At 64.2% G+C, this 19,852-nt stretch carries 21 protein-coding genes and 1 pseudogene; 6 read left to right on the forward strand and 16 right to left on the reverse strand.

Annotation, left to right across the window (positions count from 1 at the left end):
* The first annotated feature begins 102 nt into the window (after positions 1-102).
* Positions 103-1,026: a glucose 1-dehydrogenase gene (locus ASH04_RS21035; RefSeq protein WP_082519363.1), complete on the forward strand. Its 924-nt coding sequence runs from the start codon at positions 103-105 to the stop codon at positions 1,024-1,026.
* Positions 1,027-1,105: 79 nt separating this feature from the next.
* Here the strand turns inward: ASH04_RS21035 and ASH04_RS21040 are convergent, their stop codons facing one another.
* The 5 genes from ASH04_RS21040 to ASH04_RS21060 all read right to left on the reverse strand — a co-directional run bounded on the left by ASH04_RS21040 (position 1,106) and on the right by ASH04_RS21060 (position 5,483).
* On the reverse strand, positions 1,106-1,864 hold the full coding sequence (locus ASH04_RS21040; protein ID WP_057474442.1) for an SDR family oxidoreductase: 759 nt from the start codon (positions 1,862-1,864) through the stop codon (positions 1,106-1,108).
* A 68-nt stretch (positions 1,865-1,932) separates the two neighbouring features.
* Entirely contained in the window at positions 1,933-2,670 is a 738-nt protein-coding gene (locus tag ASH04_RS21045; protein ID WP_057474443.1) for a 1-acyl-sn-glycerol-3-phosphate acyltransferase, read from the reverse strand.
* 15 nt (positions 2,671-2,685) lie between these two features.
* A complete protein-coding gene (locus ASH04_RS21050) occupies positions 2,686-3,441 on the reverse strand; it encodes an ABC transporter permease (protein ID WP_032367145.1) in 756 nt (251 codons plus the stop codon).
* On the reverse strand, positions 3,438-4,421 hold the full coding sequence (locus ASH04_RS21055; protein ID WP_057474444.1) for an ATP-binding cassette domain-containing protein: 984 nt from the start codon (positions 4,419-4,421) through the stop codon (positions 3,438-3,440). Before ASH04_RS21055 ends, ASH04_RS21050 begins: the two co-directional genes overlap by 4 nt.
* Positions 4,422-4,517: 96 nt before the next feature.
* The gene (locus tag ASH04_RS21060; RefSeq protein ID WP_094643634.1) at positions 4,518-5,483 is read right to left on the reverse strand and encodes a lysophospholipid acyltransferase family protein; all 966 of its coding nucleotides are present in this window, start codon (positions 5,481-5,483) and stop codon (positions 4,518-4,520) included.
* 116 nt (positions 5,484-5,599) lie between these two features.
* Between ASH04_RS21060 and ASH04_RS21065 the strand changes: the two genes are divergently transcribed.
* Positions 5,600-7,003, forward strand: a complete 1,404-nt coding sequence (locus tag ASH04_RS21065) for a GntP family permease (protein ID WP_057474445.1) — start codon at positions 5,600-5,602, stop codon at positions 7,001-7,003.
* Positions 7,004-7,135: 132 nt separating this feature from the next.
* On the opposite strand, the gene ASH04_RS21070 is transcribed toward ASH04_RS21065, so the two are convergent.
* Positions 7,136-7,603, reverse strand: coding sequence for a GNAT family N-acetyltransferase (locus tag ASH04_RS21070; protein WP_032383338.1), 468 nt, complete (start codon positions 7,601-7,603; stop codon positions 7,136-7,138).
* A gap of 149 nt (positions 7,604-7,752) precedes the next feature.
* Entirely contained in the window at positions 7,753-8,355 is a 603-nt protein-coding gene (locus tag ASH04_RS21075) for a YdeI/OmpD-associated family protein (RefSeq protein ID WP_057474446.1), read from the reverse strand.
* Positions 8,356-8,473: 118 nt separating this feature from the next.
* Here ASH04_RS21075 and ASH04_RS21080 point away from each other — a divergent pair, with 118 nt between their 5' ends.
* Entirely contained in the window at positions 8,474-8,956 is a 483-nt protein-coding gene (locus tag ASH04_RS21080; protein WP_162247560.1) for a YdeI/OmpD-associated family protein, read from the forward strand.
* Between the two features lie 15 nt (positions 8,957-8,971).
* On the opposite strand, the gene ASH04_RS21085 is transcribed toward ASH04_RS21080, so the two are convergent.
* From ASH04_RS21085 to ASH04_RS21100, 6 genes and pseudogenes are all read right to left on the reverse strand, one after another.
* Positions 8,972-9,676, reverse strand: a complete 705-nt coding sequence (locus ASH04_RS21085; RefSeq protein WP_032369542.1) for a M50 family metallopeptidase — start codon at positions 9,674-9,676, stop codon at positions 8,972-8,974.
* Positions 9,677-9,738: 62 nt separating this feature from the next.
* Positions 9,739-9,948: a hypothetical protein gene (locus ASH04_RS27025; RefSeq protein WP_235580020.1), complete on the reverse strand. Its 210-nt coding sequence runs from the start codon at positions 9,946-9,948 to the stop codon at positions 9,739-9,741.
* 27 nt (positions 9,949-9,975) lie between these two features.
* A pseudogene (locus ASH04_RS21090) lies at positions 9,976-10,880 on the reverse strand (acyl-ACP desaturase); the annotation flags it as partial.
* 130 nt (positions 10,881-11,010) lie between these two features.
* On the reverse strand, positions 11,011-11,487 hold the full coding sequence (locus tag ASH04_RS21095) for a GtrA family protein (RefSeq protein ID WP_052068738.1): 477 nt from the start codon (positions 11,485-11,487) through the stop codon (positions 11,011-11,013).
* A 95-nt stretch (positions 11,488-11,582) separates the two neighbouring features.
* Positions 11,583-11,750 carry a hypothetical protein gene (locus tag ASH04_RS27030; protein WP_167326956.1) on the reverse strand — a complete coding sequence of 56 codons (168 nt, stop codon included), beginning with the start codon at positions 11,748-11,750 and terminating at the stop codon, positions 11,583-11,585.
* An 83-nt stretch (positions 11,751-11,833) separates the two neighbouring features.
* The gene (locus ASH04_RS21100) at positions 11,834-13,219 is read right to left on the reverse strand and encodes a maltokinase N-terminal cap-like domain-containing protein (protein ID WP_057474448.1); all 1,386 of its coding nucleotides are present in this window, start codon (positions 13,217-13,219) and stop codon (positions 11,834-11,836) included.
* A gap of 156 nt (positions 13,220-13,375) precedes the next feature.
* Between ASH04_RS21100 and ASH04_RS21105 the strand changes: the two genes are divergently transcribed.
* Positions 13,376-14,140, forward strand: a complete 765-nt coding sequence (locus ASH04_RS21105; RefSeq protein WP_057474449.1) for a pirin family protein — start codon at positions 13,376-13,378, stop codon at positions 14,138-14,140.
* Between the two features lie 111 nt (positions 14,141-14,251).
* Positions 14,252-14,725, forward strand: a complete 474-nt coding sequence (locus tag ASH04_RS21110) for a DUF4190 domain-containing protein (RefSeq protein WP_235580060.1) — start codon at positions 14,252-14,254, stop codon at positions 14,723-14,725.
* Between the two features lie 16 nt (positions 14,726-14,741).
* Here the strand turns inward: ASH04_RS21110 and ASH04_RS21115 are convergent, their stop codons facing one another.
* Genes ASH04_RS21115 through ASH04_RS21125 form a run of 3 tightly spaced genes read right to left on the reverse strand, consistent with a single transcriptional unit; the run spans position 14,742 to position 17,811 of the window.
* Positions 14,742-16,325 carry an ABC transporter permease gene (locus ASH04_RS21115; RefSeq protein WP_235580061.1) on the reverse strand — a complete coding sequence of 528 codons (1,584 nt, stop codon included), beginning with the start codon at positions 16,323-16,325 and terminating at the stop codon, positions 14,742-14,744.
* Positions 16,322-17,200 carry an ABC transporter ATP-binding protein gene (locus ASH04_RS21120; RefSeq protein ID WP_057474450.1) on the reverse strand — a complete coding sequence of 293 codons (879 nt, stop codon included), beginning with the start codon at positions 17,198-17,200 and terminating at the stop codon, positions 16,322-16,324. Before ASH04_RS21120 ends, ASH04_RS21115 begins: the two co-directional genes overlap by 4 nt.
* Entirely contained in the window at positions 17,197-17,811 is a 615-nt protein-coding gene (locus ASH04_RS21125) for a TetR/AcrR family transcriptional regulator (RefSeq protein WP_027495276.1), read from the reverse strand. The genes ASH04_RS21120 and ASH04_RS21125 overlap by 4 nt, the downstream gene beginning before the upstream one ends.
* Before the next feature lie 54 nt (positions 17,812-17,865).
* Here ASH04_RS21125 and ASH04_RS21130 point away from each other — a divergent pair, with 54 nt between their 5' ends.
* Positions 17,866-19,824, forward strand: coding sequence for a M13 family metallopeptidase (locus ASH04_RS21130; protein WP_032374754.1), 1,959 nt, complete (start codon positions 17,866-17,868; stop codon positions 19,822-19,824).
* Positions 19,825-19,852: the final 28 nt, after the last annotated feature.

Consider the following 19,852-nt stretch of genomic DNA (forward strand, 5'->3'; position numbering starts at 1 on the left):
TGGGGGATGGCGTGAACCAGGGAGAGACCCGACTCAGTTTGTTTGCGGGCGACTCTGGGCATTCGGCGTGGAGACGGAATCGAGCAGCAGGTTCCCCACGCAATGAATACCAGGTTCGGAGACGACCCCATCGTGAGTGATCAGTACACCTTCACCAATCCCGTCACGCAGTACCGCCAGGACGGATTCCCTGAGCAGCACCAGGATCCGCCCGGTCTCGCTGCCGATCTACAACCCCTGGCCGACCACGGCGAGCAGACGTACCGCGGGTCCGGACGGCTGACCGGCCGTAAGGCCCTGATTACCGGTGCCGACTCCGGCATCGGGCGTGCGGCCGCCATCGCCATTGCCCGCGAGGGTGCCGACGTAGTTCTCAACTACCTGCCGTCGGAGGAGAAGGACGCTCAGGACGTCGCCCGGCTGGTTCGCGACGCCGGTCGCACCGCCGTCCTGGCACCGGCAGACCTCACCGATGAGAAAGCTGCCCGCGCCCTCGTGCACACCGCCGTCGACGAGCTCGGCGGCCTGGACCTGTTGGTCAACGTGGCAGGCAAGCAACAGTTCGTCGAGGATCTGGCGGATCTCACGTCGGAGCAGTTCGACCAGACCTTCAAAACCAATGTGTACGCACTGTTCTGGATCATTCAGGAAGCGGTGCCGCACATGCCTGCCGGCTCGACGATCGTGAACACCAGCTCCATCCAGGCGTACACACCCTCGCCCGGACTGGTGGATTACGCGACGACGAAGATGGCCATCAACACCATCAGCAAGGCTCTCGCGCAGCAATTGGCACCGAAGGGAATTCGGGTCAATGTCGTTGCGCCCGGTCCGTTCTGGACTCCGCTGCAGGCCGCGGGCGGGCAGCCGACGTCGGCACTGCCGGAATTCGGGAAGGAAGCCCCACTGGGCCGGGCAGGTCAGCCGGCCGAGATCGCGGGCGCGTACGTGTACCTGTCCTCAGCGGAATCGGGATACGTCACCGGAGACACCCTCAACGTCAACGGCGGAATGCCGACGCCGTAGTCGCCTTCGCGCTCTGCGTGAATGGACCATTCACACCCGTCTGGGCTCGTGAATGGTCCATTCACGCGTTCGGGAGACGTCAGTCCTTCGGGCCACCGGCTGCGTAGACGACCTGACCCGAGATGAAGCCGGCACCCTCGCTGACGAAGAACGACGCCAGGTGGGCGATATCGTCGGGATGTCCGACGCGGTTGACCGGAATCTGCGACGCCGCAGCAGCTTTGAAGTCGTCGAACGACATTCCGACCCGCTCGGCGGTGGCTGCCGTCATCTCGGTTTCGATGAATCCGGGGGCGATGGCGTTGGCGGTGACGCCGAACTTGCCGAGCTCGATGGCGAGAGTCTTGGTGAATCCCTGCATGCCGGCCTTGGCCGCGGAGTAGTTAGCCTGACCGCGGTTGCCGAGGGCCGAGGTGCTCGACAGGTTGACGATGCGGCCCCACTTGGCGTCGATCATGTGCTTCTGCACTGCACGCGTCATCAGGAACGAGCCGCGCAGGTGTACGCCGAGCACGGAATCCCAGTCCTGCACCGTCATCTTGAACAGGAGGTTGTCGCGGGTGATGCCTGCGTTGTTGATCAGTACGGTCGGTGCACCGAACTCGCTCGCGATGCGGTCGACTGCAGTCTGCACCGACTCCTCGTCGGCCACGTTTGCGCCGATGGCCACTGCCTGCCCACCTGCGGCCTCGATCGCGCCGACGGTGTCGCTGCACGCGGCCTCGTCGAGGTCGACCACCGCGACGCCGAAACCGTCCTTGGCCAGTCGCTTGGCCACTGCTGCACCGATGCCCCGGGCACTACCGGTGACGATGGCCGTCCTGATCTGATCACTCACGAATATCTCCTGACACAACGCCGAATCGAATTACCTGTCATCTGTTTCTACCAACCCCGGCGGCGCAGTCAGTACGCAGCCACCGCTCCGTCGAGTGCTTTCTGCATTCCCTCTGCCACCACGCGGGTGATGTCGATCGGTTTCTGGGGCAGATCGGTGATGGGCGTATCGAAGTAGACGCTTGCCTGCTTCACTTTTGCCGAGCCGGGGCCGTAACTCAGTCCGATGCAGATCAACGTCGGTTCGACGGCGAGTTTGCGGGCCCGCATCGCGATGTGGCCGATTCCGCTGCCGACGTGTTGCACCGTCGTCGGGTCCTCGAGGTTGCAGGTGCCTTCCGGGAACACCGCGAGGTCGTCGCCGCGCTTCATTCGTTCGGCACTGATGTCCATCATGCGGTTGCCTGCCGCGCTGACTGCCCGCATCCCGTGATTCTTGCCGCGAAAGACGGGAATGCCACCCATCATGTCGATTCGCTTGCGCTGCTTGGGGTCCTGGAACAATTCGTCCTTCGCGAGCACTCTGGTGCGCCCGATCACCGGACGCAGCGGCGACGCCCAGGCCGCCGCTGCGAGGGTGTACGGATCACTCTCGGTGAGGTGATTGACCGCGATGAGCAGACGCGTGTTGTCGTACACCAGACGCCGCAGCTCCTCCCGGGCACCGTCGGAGTACGACACCCGCGGGCGGAAGCGTCGGGCGAGGGCGGCGTACGCCAGCCTCGCAACCTGACGATTCTGCTGATGACGCAGATAGAAGTCGTACACCGTCTCGTCGTTCTCGAGAATTACCGCAGGCCGATCCATGACGCGAGCTTAGCCTCACTCGCGCGAGGAGCCCATAGCCCGGATGCCGACGATCAACCCGACCGCCGCAGTGGCCGCGGCTGCGACGACACCTGCCATCACCGTCGAACTCGCGAAGTCTCCGGCGAACAGTGCACGTTCGGCGTCGACGAGATATCCGAGGGGGTTGATGTTCACCAGGAACTGCATCCACCCCGGGGCGGCCGTCAGCGGCAGCATCGTGCCGGAGAGGATGAGCAGCGGGAACATCAATGTCTGCTGGATGGACCAGAACACCCAATCCTGTCCGCGCACAGCCAAAGCCAACGCGTAGGACAGCGCGCCGAGCCCGACGCCGAACACCCCGAGCAGCACGATTCCCACAGCGGCACCGATCGGATTCACGGACAACCCCAGCGGCAATGCGACCAGAACGATCAACACGGCCTGCGCAGCGAGCGGCACCATTTCCTTGAACGCGCGCCCGACGAGCAGAGCAGATCGCGGCAACGGGGTCACCAACATTCGCTCGTGAGAACCCTGCTGCAACTCGGCCAGCAGATTCGAGCCCGTCATGGAGGTGCCGAAGATGGTGATCATCGCGAGAACACCCGGCACGAACCAGTCCCAGACACTTCCGTCGCCGAGACCTGGGACATCGGTGAGCAGTGGGCCGAACAGAGCGAGCAGGATCAGCGGTTGGACGAGACTGAAGATGACGGTGAACGGATCGCGCACCATCGGCCGCAATTCCCGACCCATCACCAGAGTGCTTCCGGAGAGAACGTTCATCGGAGTTCTCCTGCCACGCTCGCGTTGTCGAGCGCTGCGGCACTTTCTCGAAGACTACGGCCGGTCAGTCCGAGGAACACGTCGTCGAGAGTCGGTCGGGTCATGTCCGCAGTATGGACGCGGATACCGTGTAACTCGCTCCGCCGCAGCACCTCCGGGAGAACGACTTCGGCGCGTCCGACACGCAGGTTCAGCCGCGAACCCGATCTCGTGACGTCTCTGATGCCGTCGATGCCGTCGAGAAGCGGAAGAAGCGCCGACGCGTCGGACACGGTGAGAACGATCAGATCGCCTGCCAGTTCCGATTTCAGCGACGCGGCGGTGTCGTCGGCGATGACGGTTCCGTGGTCGACGACGATGACCCGCTCGGCCATCGAATCGGCCTCGTCGAGGTAGTGGGTGGTCAGAACGATGGTCGTGCCCATCTCGCGTCGCAGCCGGAGGATGTGATCCCACAGGTTGGCCCGACTCTGCGGGTCCATTCCGGTGGTCGGCTCGTCGAGGAACAGCAATGCCGGTCGATGCACCAGCCCCAGGGCAATATCGAGTCGGCGACGCTGTCCGCCGGAGAGCGTCGAGACGGTGCGCGAGCGCAGTTCGCCGAGTTCGAGTGCGTCGATCAATTCGTCTGCGCGAGTTCGTGATCGCTGACGAGTCATGCCGTAGCACAGGCCCTGCACGACGAGTTCGTCTCGCACGCGCTGGTTGTGTCCCGCGCCGTTGCCCTGCCCCACATAGCCGAGACTGCGCCGGACACTGTCCCGGTCCCTGCCCACGTCGAACCCCGCGATCCGGGCCGAACCCGACGTCGGTGCCAGCAGCGTGGTCAGCATTCGCAGCGTGGTCGACTTGCCCGCACCGTTGGGGCCGAGGAGAGCGACCAGTTCTCCCTCACCGATCGTCAGATCGATGCCGCGCACCGCCTCCACGGTCTTCTTGCCCTGCCGAAATGTCTTGGTCAATCCCGATGTTTCGATCATCTCGTGCGCCCCTCGTCGTATCGGTGAATCCGTACGAGAGGAGACGCTAGAAACGATCGCGGTCAGCTACGGTCCGCGATGCTCGGCGCGAGCGAACTAGCCGAACACCGGGAACTTGCGCTTGCTGGCGAGCTCGTCCATGCCGGCCTGAATACTGGCGCGGACCTCGTCGTATTTCGCGTCGACGTAGGCCTCGTCGTCACAGCGCGACGGATCGTGGTCCAGCTCGACCGGAGGCATGAACCGGGTTCGGATCTTGGCGGGCAACGGAATCTGCGGCAGCGCGGCAGGCGCGATGATCCACGGCAGCGAGATGGCGATGGGAAAGACCTTCAGGCGCGCAAACCTGTCCAGTCCGAGCGCTTTTGCGAGCTTGTCGCCTCGAATGAGCACCGGCATGGCGTCGGCCCCGCCCACGGTCGCCACCGGCACGATGGGCACACCCATCCGGATCGCAAGCTTGACGAAACCGGTTCGACCACCCAGTGTCGCCTCGTCACGCTTGCTCCACGGCCGCAGCGAATCGACCTCACCACCGGGCCACACGATCACGTCTCGGCCCTCGGCCAATGCGGTCGACATCGAGTCCGGAGCCGCCGGCAACACACCCATGGATCGAAAGACCTTGCCGATCAACGGAAATGCCATCAGCGCGTCGTGCGCAGTGCCGTGCAGGATTCGCTTGTCGCCGAAATGCCGCCACCACTGCGCACCCACCGTCCACGCGTCCCACACGAACGGCGCACCCGAATGCACTCCGACGACGAGAACCGGCGACTCGGGAATCGTCTCCCAACCGTCGATCTCCATCCGGAAGTAGCGATCCATCACCCCGTTCCAGAGCTTCTGCTGACGGTCCATCGCCACGGTGTTCTGATCGTCGAGATCCCAATTTCCTGCACGGTCGGCGACCACGGACCCGAGCCCCCCCGACGCCTTCTCGCGTCGCTCCTTCATCTTCAGCCGAGCCGCTGCGGCATAACGCTGCGCTTGCTCGCGTAAAGCGTCCTTCGAAGGCTTGTCGGAGCTGTCCCCACCCGTTACGTGATCCCCATCACTCATACCCGCACGGTACTCCACCGCGAACTCCAGGTCCGACGACCGTGCTCGGTATCCCCGCGCGGGCATCGAGCTGTCCGTTATGGTCGAATCTCCAGCCGAGTGAAGGAGGTACACAGATGGATCCGATCGAACCGGCGTACGGGACGACTCCCCTACTCCTGATCGCCGCAGCAGCCGTCGCAGTTCTGCTGTTCCTGATCATGAAGGTGAAACTGCACGCCTTCGTCTCGCTGGTTCTGGTCAGCGCCGTCACCGCCGTCGCAGCGGGGATCCCACTGGCAGACGTGCCGTCGGCATTGCTCTCGGGCTTCAGTTCCACCCTCGGTTCGGTCGCTCTACTCGTCGCCCTGGGCGTGATGGTCGGCCGACTGCTCGAAATCACCGGTGGCGCTCAAGTATTGGCCGATACTCTGATCAACCGATTCGGAGCCAAGCGCGCACCGCTCGCCCTCGGTGTCGCCGCGCTGATCTTCGGCTTCCCCATCTTCTTCGACGCCGGACTCGTCGTCTTCCTACCGATCATCTTCACAGTTGCCAGGCGTTTCGGCGGGTCGGTGCTGCTGTACGCACTGCCGACCGCAGGCGCGTTCGCCGCGATGCACGCCATCGTTCCCCCGCACCCCGGTCCCGTCGCCGCCACGGAACTCCTCGGCGGAGATATCGGTTCGGTGCTTCTCGTCGGAGTTCCCGTCGCAGTCGTCTCCTGGTTCGTCGGCTCCTACCTGGTCGGTACCCAGCTCGGCAAACGATTCGTCACCGCGCCTGCCGACCTCTTCGCCGACGGCGCAGCCAACTCCGAAGAACACGACAAAGAGATGGCCGGCCTCCGCGACCCGGCCCCCAAGTTCGGTGCGGTGCTGTTCATTCTGTTGACACCGCTCGTACTGATCTCGCTCAACACCGTGGTCAACACTCTGACCACCTCGGGTGTGCTGACCGGAGACGAGACCTGGGCAGCGGCCCTGACTCTCATCGGTCAGACGCCCATCGCGCTGCTCATCACCTTGCTGTTGGCCCTGTTCATCCTCGCGCCCGGACGATTCCCCGTCGCCGACGGTGCCAAGTACATGGACCAGGCCCTCGGTCCGATCTGCTCGATCATCCTGATCACCGGTGCCGGCGGCATGTTCGGCGGAGTACTTCGGGCCAGTGGCATCGGCCAGTCTCTGACCGCCTCGTTGTCCGATCTCGGACTGCCGATCCTGTTGCAGGCCTTCCTGATCGCCACCGCGCTACGCGTGGCGCAGGGTTCGGCCACCGTCGCCTTGACCACCACCGCCGGGCTGATCTCGGTCCAGGTCGCCGAGCTCGATCTGAGCAATTTCAAGATCGCGCTGTTGGTGTTCGCACTGGCCGCCGGAGCCACCGTGCTCTCCCACGTCAACGATTCCGGCTTCTGGCTCGTCAGCCGCTTCTTCGGCATGGACGAGAAGACGACACTGAAAACCTGGACCGTCATGGAAACGACACTGGGACTGGCGATATTCGCCCTCGCGTCGCTGCTGTGGGTGGCGTTCTAGCGGGGTTCGGCCACAACCAGCACGGCCGCTACACCGGATGTATGTCGTCGAACGTCGGTACGACGAGCTCTGGCATCGGCGCGACCTTCCACCAGCTCACGGCCATCCCGACAGGCCAAGAACTGAGGGGGGTCAGAGCTGCTTGCGCATCTTCACACTCGTGGTTTCATATCCGGCTGACTCGTACATCCCGCGCGCGACCGCGTTGAAACCGAACACGCTCAGTCCCAGCGTCCGCGCGCCCTCCGCCCGTGCATGGTCTTCGGCGAGCTGCATCGCTGCTCGCCCATAGCCCTGGCCACGGTGCTCCGGCTCGACTACGACATCCCACACCCACCACGAGCTCGCGTCGTCCGAGTTGTCGCGACCGATCCAGAGGTACCCGACAATCTGGCCGCTATCGTCGACGAGGTCGAACACAGTGTTGTTCGGGGTGGGAGCACCCGCTGAGAAAGCACGCTCGATGGCATTACTGGAGTGCTCTTCAGCGGCGCGCGGCGTCTCACCTGTAGCGATCAGGTCCGTCTTGTACTCGCTTTGGCTCCGTTTCAGCCATGCGGGAAACCGTTGAAGAGGGATCGGGACGAGTGTGAGCGACATGTCGCCAGTCTGACAGCGGTCTCCTGCCGACCCTAGACAGGTATGACCGACACGCCCTAGCCCTACTCGCCGACCGAGGCACGACGCCGATTGCTGGACATACTCTTTCGAGAGATCGCTTCGCTCGTGACAGTCGGCGACCCCGGCTGCTATCGTCCGTCGCGCTTGGGTTGCCATCGAGCTGCGCGCTCGCCGATCGATGCGAGCCGAGCAGTCTCGTGCACACGAGCGGCTCGGGTCTCGGGCCGCTTGGCGGTCACGATCCACTCCAGAATCCCCCGACGCGCGGACGGTGGAAACTGGTTCCAGTTGTCCTCCGCATCAACGTGTTCGGCGAAGGCAGCCGCAAGGTCGTCGGGAACGATCAGCTCCTCGACCTCGTCGAGTACGGTCCATGATCCATTGGCGACTGCAGCCTCGACGGCGCGCTCCCCCGCCGGAAGCATCAGGCCCGCTTCACGAAGAGCCTCGATGCGGATCTTGTTCGGACGGGACCATGCACTCGCGGGTTTCCGGGGCGAGAAATACAACATGGTGCGCTCGTCGTCGAGCTTGCGCGGTCGGCTGTCGACCCACCCCACGGCGAGTGCTTCCGCAACGGCGTCGTCGTAGCTGATCGCCGGTCTCCCGGTGGCCTTCTTCCACGACACCAGCCACGCGCATTCCGCAGTTCCGTGATGCGCGATCAGCCATGTCCGCCACTGCGCACGTGTCTCGGCATGCACCCTCGGTGCGTCGTCCATGACGGCCATGTGGGGGGCCTTCCTCCGTCGACTCGAAAGTCCGTCGCCGTCTCGGCGACGCCACTCGATTATGCTGCGATCGTTGGCGAAATTCCCCCCAGCGGCGTATCGACGATGCGAGGCAATCGTGAGTGACCGCATCCGGTTCGACGGAGTGCTCGAGCCGTTGACGTGGGGCAAGAACACGTACACGATCATCCGAGTTCCGCCTCGATTGGTCGAGGCAGCGGAGCTGTGGCCGACTCGTCGAATCGACGGTTCGATCGACGGACTGAGTCTCAATCTCGGTCTCAACAAAGCAGATTCGACTGTGCTGTCCGGGTCGTTCGTCTACATCGGTGCAGGTCTCCAGCGTCGGTTGGGCGTCGCTGCCGGCGATCTGGTGTCGTGCGAATTCGAACCGGCCGACCCCGATCTCGTTCCGGTGCCAGAGGATCTGGCGCGTGCGATGGAAGACGCGAGCTGCACGACCGTATGGGAGCGGAAGAGAGCGAGCGACCGGCGTCGGTTGTTGATGCCGATCGACAATGCTGCGCGACCGCAGACCCGAGCAGAGCGCATCACGCGACTGGTGAGCTCGTTGACGGAAAGTGAACAGACGGAGGGCTGACACGAAGGCCCGTCGTCACTGCACCGGAACGAGGATTCTCCACGCCCCCAGTGCGAGTGCGCCGACGGTGACGACGAGGAACAGTCCGACCCAGACGATGCCGGGCAGGAAGGTGAGCCGAGCCAGTTGATCGGCGTCGGAGTCTCGCGCCCGTCCGGCACTTCGGGATTTCTGCAGTTCGAGAACGGGGCGCGGACCGGCGATCAGCAGGAAGAACGTGATGAAGTACGCCGCAGCGACCTGTTGTTCCCCGGTACCCCACCAGGACACGACGAACAGCAGGCCACCGACGGTGACGAGAGACAGCAGTCCGTAGATATTACGAATCATCAACAGCATCAACGCAATCGAGATGATGCCGATCCACAGCACGGCCGAGGCTCGCTGTGTACCCAGCACCAGAGCGGCTCCGAGTCCGAGAAGCGACGGCCCGACATAGCCCGCGAAAGTCATGGCGATGACCCCGAGACCGGTGGGCTTGCCCTTGGAGATCGCGACGCCGGACGTATCCGAATGCAGCCGAAGACCCATCAACTGACGCCCGGTGATCAACGCGACGAACAGGTGCGCACCCTCGTGCGCGATGGTCACCACGTTGCGTGCAATCCGCCAGGTCTGCGGCAACACGACGATGACGAGCGCCGCCAGGGCAGCCACTTGGACGATCCACACGGGTGGATCAGGACTCACCGCGGAAATGCGGTCCCAGAATTCGTTCACACCACACCCTATGTGAGCGGAACTTCGTAGCAGACTACGAAGTTCCGCTCACATGGGTCACCTCAGGACGCGCGCGCCTCGGCCTTGGCCCGTTCGCGGGCCAGCGAGCGATCTCGCATCTCCTCGAACTTGGTGGCCTGGCGCTCGAGGTCTTCGAGGAACGCGGCGAGTTCTTCGCGCTTGTTCTCACCGCGTGCGGTGAAGTCGTTGCGCTCGAACACTTGCCACTTGCGCAGCACGGGCCAGACGACGTCTTCGAGGTGCTGACGCAGGTCGTAGATGCCGTGCTTGGCCATCANTGAAGTCGTTGCGCTCGAACACTTGCCACTTGCGCAGCACGGGCCAGACGACGTCTTCGAGGTGCTGACGCAGGTCGTAGATGCCGTGCTTGGCCATCAGCACACCGTTGCGGCGGAAGTTCGGCATGCCGGCACCGGGCATGACGAAGTTCGTCACGATGTCCGAGACGGCCTGCAACGTCTGATCCGGCGAGATGTCCATCGCTGCACCGGTGATGTTGCGGTAGAAGATCATGTGCAGGTTCTCGTCGGCGGCGATGCGCTGGAGCATGCGGTCGGCGATCGGGTCGTCACAGACCTTGCCGGTGGTAGAAGATCATGTGCAGGTTCTCGTCGGCGGCGATGCGCTGGAGCATGCGGTCGGCGATCGGGTCGTCACAGACCTTGCCGGTGTTGCGGTGCGAGACACGGGTCGCGAGTTCCTGGAACGTCACGTACGCGACCGAGTGCAACAGACCGACCCCTGCGCCGGCGGGCGACGCGTACCCGTTGGTCATGTGAATCATGCGGGCTTCTTCGAGGGCGACGGGATCGACGCCTCGGGTGACGACCAGGTAGTCGCGCATGACGATGCCGTGGCGGTTCTCCTCGGCGGTCCAGCGGCCGACCCACGTTCCCCAGGCACCGTCCTGGGAGAAGTTCTCGGCGATCTCACGGTGGTAGGACGGCAGATTGTCCTCGGTGAGCAGGTTGGTGATCATCGCGGCCTGCGCGACGTCGGAGAGCTTGGACTGCTCCGGGTCGTAGTCCGTACCGCCGAGCGCGGCGAAGTTACGGCCTTCGTCCCACGGCACGTAGTCGTGGGGATGCCATTCGCGCGCCATCGAAATATGACGGTTCACATTGTCCTCGGCAGTGGGCACCAGCTCCTGCAGAAGCTCGAGCTGTGTCAGATCCCTGGCCATTCGACATGCCTCCTCGCATTGACGTCAGCTCACGAGCCTAGGTCGATACGGGCGACTATCACGAAGCCTCGCCGAAACTCTGTTACAGGTAGCAACCGTTCTTCGAGACCGGTCGTGCTCTGTCACAGCATCACGAATGAGCCGCTTCCATCCCGGGGAGGCTCGGCGAACGGAATACCCATCCGCGAAGGGCGAGGAATCGAGCGGCACCGACCAGACCGCTGACGGCGATCACAGCCAGAACTTGCACGTACGTGGCGGCGGCGGGAACAAGGAGGTGGACTGCGGCCAGCGCGGCGGTACTCAGACCCAGCCCGATCAGGGCGAGTCCTCCCGCTTCCCACTGGGTCTGGAACCAGCCGACGCGGTCGGCGGCGTGGAAGGTGTGGCGACGGTGCAACTCGTTGGCGAGAACGGTGCTCGCCGACGCTCCCGCCAGATTGGCGGGAAAAGATCCGAACGACGCGAGAGCGACGAACAGCAGTGCATAGACGCCGTTGCTCGATACCCCGACGATCACGAAACGAGCGAACTGCGCCCGCACAGTCTCACCGAACAGGCGTGCCCTGCAGTCGGGCACCGTAGGCGCTGACAGTGCTGTGCTCACGAGGTCTCCAGTTGTAGAACCGGAAGCGTCGACCGACGCTTCGAATCGATACAACTCCGCGTCTGCGCGAATCGGTGCCAGAGGTGACCGAGGTCTCAGACCTTCGAGGAACTTTCTTCCCGTTCACGCTTCTTGCGACCGAGGTCGATGTTCAGCTTGTCGGGCTTGATCGACGCGACGAACAACACCGCGACGAGCACGACCACCACGACGATGGTGATGACTACCACCGCGATGCCGAAAATTGCCAAAATACCGTTCATGTCCTGCCTCCCGTGTCAGGCAATACGGTACTTGTCGTAGACGGGCCGGTCCACGCCCGCCCCTACAGCCCATTTCCCGGCAGTCAGCTGACCAACCGTTCGACCGCGCGCATCGGCAGAGACAGCCAGGTCGGTCGATTGCGCGCTTCGTACAGAACCTCGTAGACCGCTTTGTCCAGTTCGTACGCGCGCAGCAGATCGGCTTCGTCGCGTGGATCGTGGCCGGCCACCGACGCGTACCCGTCGAAGAAGGCCGTGATGCTCCGCGCAGCCCACTGCTCGGCGCGTTCCCGTAGAGCCGGGTCCTCCGGCAGGTCGACGAGGAGGTGGTTGGCGGCATAGTCGAACGACCGCAACATTCCCGCGACGTCGCGCAAAGCACTGTCCATTTGTCTGCGCTCGTCCAACGTCTTGGCCGGCTCTCCCTCGAAATCGATGAGCAGCCACCGTTCGGGGGTCCCCAACACCTGCCCCAGATGCAGATCGCCGTGAATGCGTTGGACGGTGGTACTGCTCGACGCCTCGGCCCGTGAGATCAGGGCCGTCGCGGCGGGGATGTACTGAGCGATCGCCGGAACCACTCGCGCTACTCCGGAGATGCGCTCGAGGATCTCTTCGACGGCCGTCGATTCCACGGAACGTTCGGCGGTACCCAAAATCGAAGCGAGGTCGTGGTGTACCTGCGCGACGGCAGCGCCGAGTCGATACGCGTGGGGAGCGAAATCGGCGGACAAATCTTCGATCGGTGTGGCGGGGGAATCGAACACCTCGCGCACGCTGGCCAGCGCAGTGGTCCATCCCTCGGCAGAGTTCGCGGCGAAGTCCTGGATCATCCCCAGCGTGGTCGTCTCACCGCCGACCTGCGCTTCGAGCCACCCTCGCAGCGGTGCCACGTTGACGCTGCCGGCCTCGGCCAGCGCACGGTGCAACTCGACGTCCGGACTGATTCCGGGCGGTACCTGACGAAACAGCTTGAGCAGCAGCAGATCACCGAGGATCACCGACGTGTTGGACTGCTCTGCACCCAGAACCCGACCGCGCATGCCCTGCGGCACGCTCGAACCGTCGACGACCTTGAATTCGATACTGCCAGTTGGGTTCTCATCGGAGAACGCGTCACCGTACAGGGCGATGATCTCCGGATCACGTAACCCGTCGAACACTGCCACCTCACCGGGCACCGGCAACAGCCACGGGCGTAGTTCCTCGGGCACCTCGGTGCGGAAACCGAGGGGCACCTGATAGGTCTGAGTCACCGACGTGCCGTCTTGGACGAGGTCCACCTCGACGAGCAGGTGCTCGGCGGCGAAATGCGGCTCGTCGTGCAGTACGTCCCGAGCGACGATCCGCACGGCACCCACCGTCGAACCCTTTGCGCCGAACCATCGTTGACCTGGCAACCATGACACCAGTGCGTCCTCGAGCAGGTGTCGAACAGCGTGTGCCGCGCTCGAGCTGGAACCGACCATGAGTATCTCTCGCCGCCTTCGGGGAGTTGCAGAGCGTGTGACCGTACCGTGTCCGAACCTACCCACTCGGGGCCGCCGTCACACCCCGGCGGCAAAGACACCCGAACGTTATGCAGGTCGTACGCCGGTGCATCGACATGCTCGTACAGTGGGGACATGTCCGCTCCACTGACCGCCCACATCGACGTGCATCGTGCCGGTGATCGACCGAAAACCCGTGTGTCCTGGCTCGACTCGAAGCACTCGTTCTCTTTCGGCCAGCACTACGACCCCGAGAACACCCACCACGGCCTGTTGTTGGTCAACAACGACGACATCGTCACCGCCGGGCAGGGATTCGAGACGCATCCGCACCGCGACACGGAGATCATCACGTGGGTGGTGCAGGGCTCTCTGGTGCATCAGGATTCGATCGGGCACTCCGGCATCATCTATCCCGGACTGGCGCAACGGATGAGTGCGGGCAAAGGCATCATGCACTCGGAGAAGAACGACTCCTGGAGTATCGACGGCAATCGGCACACCGAACCCGTCCGCTTCGTACAGATGTGGGTGATACCCGACAGTCCCGGCACCGCACCGGGCTACGAGCAACTCGAGATCGACGACGAACTGCTGCGCGGCGGACTCGTCACCGTCGCGTCGGGAATGAACCGACACCGTGGTCAGACGGCCATCGGCATCGGCCAGAAATCGGCCGCGTTGCACGCTGCGCGACTGACACCGGATTCGACCGTGACCGTTCCCGACGCACCGTTCGTGCACGTGTTCGTGGTCCGCGGCACCGTCTCGATGGAGGGTGTCGGAGAACTGTACGAGGGTGACGCGGTACGCATGAGTTCCACTGGCGGACAGCGAATTACATCCTCGGAACCAGCCGAGATCCTGATCTGGGAGATGCACTCGCGACTGGGCGGCTGACAGGAACGCTCGATGACAAGTTGATCACGGGGGCACGTGGCGTCTGCGCGCACGACAGAGATCTGCATACACTCCGAGCGTTCACGATCGCCGATCTCGGAGGTATCAGACGTGTCGAATGACTATCCCCCGCCCGGAAACTATCCTTCACCCGGCGAGTACCCCCAGCAGGGTGGATACCAGCAGGGTGGATACGAGCAACAGCCGGTAGCACCGAAGAACACCGTCGGCACGGTCGCACTGGTCCTGGCGATTCTGGGTGTGCTGTTCTCCTGGACCGTCATCGGCGGAATTCTCCTCGGCCTGATCGCCATTGTTCTCGGCTTCATCGGTCGGTCGAGGTACAAAAAGCGCGTCGCCACCAACGGCACCGTGTCCCTCATCGCGATCATCCTGGGTTTTGTGGCCGCAGCATTGTCGGTCGTTCTCGTCGTTGCCGGCATCGGTTTGTTCAACGCAGTCGGTGGACAAGACTTCACCGATTGCATCAGCAACGCAGGCAGCGATTCTGCAGCGCAGCAGCAGTGTGCCGACGAATTCCAGCAGAACGTCGAGAATCAGTACGACGACTCGACACCGAACTGATTCGCGGCTGATTCACTCAGCCGCGGACATCCCGTCGGCGCAGCGCGGTGATTCCGATACCGCCTGCGGCGGCGGCGATGGCGACGAGCCACAGCAAGGGCGTCACTGAGAACTCTCCACCTGGCAGCTTTGGCAGGTGGGTGAACGGCGAGATGTCCTGTGACCACTGTGGCAGCCCGACCACCGCCCCGATCTGTCCCAGGACAACGAAGCCGCCCAGGACCGCCCACAGGACGGTCGCGAACCCAGGTACCGCGCCGAACAGAGCCACGCCGATGGCCGTCACCACCCACACGGCCGGGAGCTGAGCCAGAGCGCCGACCACGGCGGACGGCAGTTCGCGCGACATGTCGCCGGTTGCCGACCCGTACGTCAGCCCGATGGTGAGGCCGACGACCAGCAGTAGCCACACCGGGCCGAGGACGGCGAAGAGTAGATACCCCGCCGCCCACCGACGGCGTGAGATGCCGGTGGCCAGCACGATCTCGGCCAGACCCGACTCTTCCTCGCTGTGCAGACGTAGCACGGCCGACGCGGAATAGGCCGCCACCATGATGCCGACCATGCTCAGCACGACGGCGATGAACGACTGTTCGATCGTGGTGCCGCCGAACTTGCCCAGTGCGTCGCTGATGGCGGCGCTGCTGCCGAGTTGATCGCCGATGCCGTCCGTGGACGACCCGATCGCGATACCGAACAGGGCGAGGCCGAGGGTCCAGACGACGGTGGTTCCGCGGGACAGTCGCCACGCGAGGGCGACGGGACCGGACAGTGACGGAACGGCAGCCACCCGGCCGCGGCGTTCGGCCCGCAGACCACTGCCGAGATCGCGTCGATTCGCTGCCACGAACGCTGCGGCGACGAACGCCGTAGCGGTCGCCAGCGACAGCAACAGCGGCCACCACCGTTCGTCGGCGAACGGCCGCACCTGCGCCGACCACCCGATCGGCGAGAACCACGACAGGGTTCCCGAACCGATGTCGCCGATCGCTCTGAGAACGAACGCTGCGGCCAACACGCCGAGGGCATAGCCGCGAGCCGCGCGAGCCCCGGACGCCACCTGTGCTGCCAGCCCCGCGCAGCCGACGAACACCGCACCGACGACGACGATCGAGGCACCGAACGCGACGCTCCCGGCCACCGGCAGACCGAACGCCCACAGCGAGACGAACGTCAGCATTCCCGTCGCCACCACGCCGCCGCCCGCCAGGAGCACGGCCGCCGTCAGTCCTGCAAATCTGCCCACTGCAGTCGACCCGACCAGTTCGACACGACCCGCGTCCTCCTCACCGCGGGTATGCCGAACGCCAGTGAGGATCGCCGCCAACGGAACGAGGGTCAGCATCAGTCCAGCGCGCCACGACACCAGGGCACCGAGGTCGCTACCGAAGATCGGCCCTACGAGAGCCGCTTGCGCCGGCACTGCCTCGGTGCCGAGATAGAACGCTCGACGGTCTGCCGCCGTCGGATACAGCCCCTCGAAGCTGACCGCGTACAGCAGCGGGAGCGCTCCGAGCAGAACGACCCAGATCGGCAACACGAGTCGGTCGCGGCGTAGATACAACCGCAGCAATCCCGCTGTGCCGCTCAGGCTGTTCATGCGTAGTACCTCAGGAACAGCTCTTCGAGAGTCGGCGCGGAGCTGATCATGCTCTGCACGCCTGCGTCGGCCAGGACGTGCATCACCGCAGCGAGCGCCTCGTTCTCCACCGTGCAGGTAATCGTGGACCCGTCCACGGTCACCCCACTGACCCCGGTGAGCCTGTCGAGATCGCCGGGTACTCGATCCACAGTGATGGTCATCGTCGTGCGAGTGAGGTGCCGCATCGACGCCAGGGTCCCGGTGTCCACCGTGCGCCCGTCCCGGATGATGGTGACCGAACTGCACAACGCATCCACCTCGGACAGGATGTGCGAGGACAGCAGCACCGTGACTCCGCGTCGCGCAGCATCTTTCACGCATTCGGCGAACTGCTGCTCCATCAGGGGATCGAGACCGGAAGTGGGCTCGTCGAGGAGCAGCAGCTCCACGTTCGATGCCAGGGCCGAGATCAGAGCGACCTTCTGGCGATTGCCCTTCGAATAGGTGCGACTCCGCTTTCCTGGGTCGAGCGAGAACCGTTCGATCAGCTCCGCCCGGCGGCCGGAGTCGATACCGCCGCGCATCCTGGCGAGCAGATCGATCACCTCCCCGCCGGTCAACGACGGCCACAGCGTCACATCTCCGGGAACGTAGGCCAGCCGTCGATGCAGTGCGACGCCGTCTGCCCACGGATCACCGCCGAGCAACCGGACCGTCCCCGACGTCGCGCGCACGAGACCGAGCAGGACGCGGATCGTGGTGGATTTACCCGACCCGTTGGGGCCGAGAAAGCCGTGCACATCACCGGTCTCGACGTGCAGGTCCAGGCCGTCGAGGGCCCGGACCGAACCGAACGTCTTCACCAGATCGTCGACTGCGATGGCGTCGGTCATTGCTCGGCCTCCAGATAGGTGTCCAAGATTCGGGAATCGGTGAACAATCCATCGGTGTACAGCTCGAGTGCCGGCAACATGACCTCGTCACCGAGCGCGCTCAGAGCCGCACGGAAATCGACGTCCGGGCCGGCCATCTGCACGTACAACAGCAGACCGCCCACGTTCTGGCGCGTCAGGAACCGGGCGCGCGCCGCGGGGTCGCGGCTGGGTGTGAATCGGCCGTCGCGCACTCCGTCGTCGAGGTACCGGACCGCGTCGTCGACCATGTGCTCGAACAACTCTCGGGCCAGCGCTCCGCCCGAGGAGAAGCTCCGCACGATGTAGGCGACGAGCGGTGCGTACTCGTCGATGCGAGCAAGCTGTTCCATCACCCCGGTAGGACCGGCCGAGGCGGCCTTCGATTCGCGGATCGTACGCAGGACGTACTCGTCGCACGCCGCGCGAAGTCCGTCCTTGGACCCGAAGTGGTGGTTGAGCAGCCCGGGTGAGACGCCGGCGGCGCTGGCGATGGACCGCACACCGGCGGTGAAACCCTGCACGCCGAAGACGTCGATCGCGGTGTCGCGGATCCGCGCGCGAGTGGTCAGATCCTCGGATGCTGAACGCATGTACAGCACATTAAACACCCGTTCAATCGAGCGCAAGAGTGTAAAGATGGATACATGACTTCAGTAGTGAACTCGGGCATCGATCTCAGCTACCAGGACGAGAACACACGCGCGCAGGACGACCTCTTCGTGCACGTCAACGGCAAATGGCTGGAGGACTACAGCATTCCCGCCGACCGCGCCGTCGACGGTGCGTTCCGGACGTTGTACGACCGCGCCGAGGTCGATGTACAGACCATCATCGAAGAATCGGCGGCCGCGAATCCGCCCGCCGGTAGCGACGCACAGAAGATCGGCGACCTGTTCTCGAGCTTCATGGACGCCGACCGGGCCGAACAGCTCGGCACCACCCCGATCGCCGACGAGCTCGCCGCCGTTGCCGATGCGACCGACTTGGTCACGCTCGCAGGCGTTCTCGGCTCTCTGCAACGCACCGGAGTCGGCGGCGGTATCGCTCACTACGTCGACACCGACGCCAAGCGATCCGACCGCTACCTGGTGCACTTCAGCCAGTCCGGAATCGGCTTGCCCGACGAGTCGTACTACCGCCAGGACGAGTACGCCGACATCCGCGCGAGCTACATCGCGCACATCGCGAAGATGTTCGCGCTCAGCGGCGTCGAATACGACGCACAGACGGTGTTCGATCTCGAGCACAAGATCGCCGCGGGCCACTGGGACGTCGTCGCCCGGCGCGACGCCGAGAAGAGCTACAACCTCGTCCAGTTCGACACTCTGGTGCAGAACGAGCCCGGATTCAATTGGACCGCATGGATTTCCGGCCTCGGCGGCACCACCGAACAGTTCGCCGAGATCGTCGTGCGCCAGCCACCGTTCGTCAACACGTTCGTGTCCCTGTGGACGTCGGAGGACATCGAGACGTGGAAGGCGTGGCTCGCGTGGCGCGTCGTCCATGCCCGGGCTCCGTTCCTGACCAGCGCACTCGTCGACGAGAACTTCGCGTTCTACGGAACGACGCTGACCGGAACCGAGGAGAACCGCGAGCGCTGGAAGCGCGGCGTCTCGCTCGTACAGGACGTCCTCGGCGAGGCCGTCGGCAAGCTCTACGTCGAACGCCACTTCCCGGCGGACTCGAAGGCACGCATGCAGGTGCTCGTCGACAACCTCACCGAGGCCTACCGCCGCAACATCTCCGAACTCGAATGGATGAGCCCGGAGACGCGCCGCAAAGCCTTGGACAAGCTGGACAAGTTCACTCCCAAGATCGGCTACCCCGACCGCTGGCGCGACTACTCGAGCGTCGACATCACCGCCGACGATCTGCTCGGCAACTACCGCCGCGGCTACGAAGCCGACTATCAGCGTGATCTCGACAAGCTCGGCGGACCGGTCGATCGCGACGAATGGTTCATGACGCCGCAGACCGTCAACGCCTACTACAACCCCGGGATGAACGAAATCGTCTTTCCCGCAGCCATTCTGCAGCCGCCGTTCTTCGACGCCGAGGCCGACGACGCAGCCAACTACGGCGGAATCGGAGCCGTCATCGGGCACGAGATCGGGCACGGATTCGACGACCAGGGTGCCAAATACGACGGCGACGGCAACATGGTGGATTGGTGGACCGACAGCGACCGCACCGAATTCGGTAAGCGCACCACAGCCCTGATCGAGCAGTACAACGAATTCGAGCCGAAGGCACTGCCCGGCCACAAGGTCAACGGCGAATTCACCATCGGTGAGAACATCGGCGATCTGGGTGGCCTGTCCATCGCCGTCGCCGCCTACGAGATCTCGCTCGAGGGCAAGGACGCACCGGTGCTCGACGGCCTGACCGGGTTGCAGCGCGTGTTCTTCGGCTGGTCGCAGGTATGGCGCACCAAGGCACGAGACGCCGAAGCGATCCGTCGTCTCGCCGTCGATCCGCACTCGCCGCCGGAGTTCCGGTGCAACGGAGTCGTGCGCAATCTGGACAGTTTTCACGAAGCGTTCGACGTTCAGCCCGGTGATGCGCTGTACTTGGACCCGGGGAAGCGCGTCAAGATCTGGTAGCACGTGAGTGGAACTTCGTAGTCTGCTA

Origin of the sequence: Rhodococcus sp. Leaf233 (genome assembly GCF_001426165.1) — a bacterium.
Classification (GTDB): Bacteria; Actinomycetota; Actinomycetes; order Mycobacteriales; family Mycobacteriaceae; genus Rhodococcoides; species Rhodococcoides fascians.

Bases quoted from the DNA above. Each gene is read 5' to 3' on its own strand.
- ASH04_RS21045 (WP_057474443.1), bottom strand. From the start codon at position 2,670: ATGGATCGGCCTGCGGTAATTCTCGAGAACGACGAGACGGTGTACGAC.
- ASH04_RS21050 (WP_032367145.1), bottom strand. From the start codon at position 3,441: ATGAACGTTCTCTCCGGAAGCACTCTGGTGATGGGTCGGGAATTGCGG.
- ASH04_RS21125 (WP_027495276.1), bottom strand. From the start codon at position 17,811: ATGCGTTCAGCATCCGAGGATCTGACCACTCGCGCGCGGATCCGCGAC.
- ASH04_RS27030 (WP_167326956.1), bottom strand. From the start codon at position 11,750: ATGAACGGTATTTTGGCAATTTTCGGCATCGCGGTGGTAGTCATCACC.
- ASH04_RS21035 (WP_082519363.1), top strand. From the start codon at position 103: ATGAATACCAGGTTCGGAGACGACCCCATCGTGAGTGATCAGTACACC.
- ASH04_RS21105 (WP_057474449.1), top strand. From the start codon at position 13,376: ATGTCCGCTCCACTGACCGCCCACATCGACGTGCATCGTGCCGGTGAT.
- ASH04_RS21065 (WP_057474445.1), top strand. From the start codon at position 5,600: ATGGATCCGATCGAACCGGCGTACGGGACGACTCCCCTACTCCTGATC.
- ASH04_RS21115 (WP_235580061.1), bottom strand. From the start codon at position 16,325: ATGAACAGCCTGAGCGGCACAGCGGGATTGCTGCGGTTGTATCTACGC.
- ASH04_RS21075 (WP_057474446.1), bottom strand. From the start codon at position 8,355: ATGGCCGTCATGGACGACGCACCGAGGGTGCATGCCGAGACACGTGCG.
- ASH04_RS21055 (WP_057474444.1), bottom strand. From the start codon at position 4,421: ATGATCGAAACATCGGGATTGACCAAGACATTTCGGCAGGGCAAGAAG.
- ASH04_RS21070 (WP_032383338.1), bottom strand. From the start codon at position 7,603: ATGTCGCTCACACTCGTCCCGATCCCTCTTCAACGGTTTCCCGCATGG.
- ASH04_RS21130 (WP_032374754.1), top strand. From the start codon at position 17,866: ATGACTTCAGTAGTGAACTCGGGCATCGATCTCAGCTACCAGGACGAG.
- ASH04_RS21060 (WP_094643634.1), bottom strand. From the start codon at position 5,483: ATGAGTGATGGGGATCACGTAACGGGTGGGGACAGCTCCGACAAGCCT.
- ASH04_RS21100 (WP_057474448.1), bottom strand. From the start codon at position 13,219: ATGGTCGGTTCCAGCTCGAGCGCGGCACACGCTGTTCGACACCTGCTC.
- ASH04_RS21120 (WP_057474450.1), bottom strand. From the start codon at position 17,200: ATGACCGACGCCATCGCAGTCGACGATCTGGTGAAGACGTTCGGTTCG.